Source organism: Vibrio sp. 1288 (assembly GCF_033344475.1).
Map to the genome: position 1 here is coordinate 1 of NZ_JAWPOX010000989.1, position 549 is coordinate 549.

Annotated in this window: 2 pseudogenes; one reads left to right on the plus strand and one right to left on the minus strand. The window is 41.3% G+C overall.

The features are described from left to right. Positions 1-188, plus strand: a pseudogene (locus R8O11_RS30505) (hypothetical protein); the annotation flags it as partial. A gap of 79 nt (positions 189-267) precedes the next feature. On the opposite strand, the pseudogene R8O11_RS30510 reads toward R8O11_RS30505, so the two are convergent. Continuing rightward, positions 268-549: pseudogene (locus R8O11_RS30510) on the minus strand (galactokinase); the annotation flags it as partial.

The following is a 549-nucleotide window of genomic DNA, read 5'->3' on the forward strand; positions in this document are numbered from 1 at the left end:
GTGAGGAAGACATTTTAAACGTAGTGTTTGCTCTCAATAAATCTCACTTTAGAAATATAACTGATAATGGGCAACTTCAACTTTATCTTTTTGATGATGTTGATAACAACTCCGAAATAGATGGTTTCTGTTGTTCCTTCTCAATTAACGACTGGCTAAATCACGTTCAGCCTAATCGAACTTCATAAAATCGTGAACATTTCTCTTTGTTGTTCTTTTCCCAGATTGAACTATGCCAGCGTTTGCAAGCTGGCTTTACTTAGTAACTTACCTGTTGCACTTATAGACTTCAACAAGACCAGCGCCTTCTTTTGCCTGACAAACGTAAATTGATTCTTTCAGGCCCGTCGCAGCTTCATACTTAGATTCAACGGTTGCTTTCACCTCGTCAACCAGCGTTTGCGGAACCAATGCCACTACACAACCGCCGAAACCACCACCAGTCATACGTACGCCGCCCTGCTCGCCAATCACGTTTTTAACCATTTCAACCAGAGTGTCAATCTCTTTGACTGTAATATCGAAATCATCACGCATCGAAGCATGTGA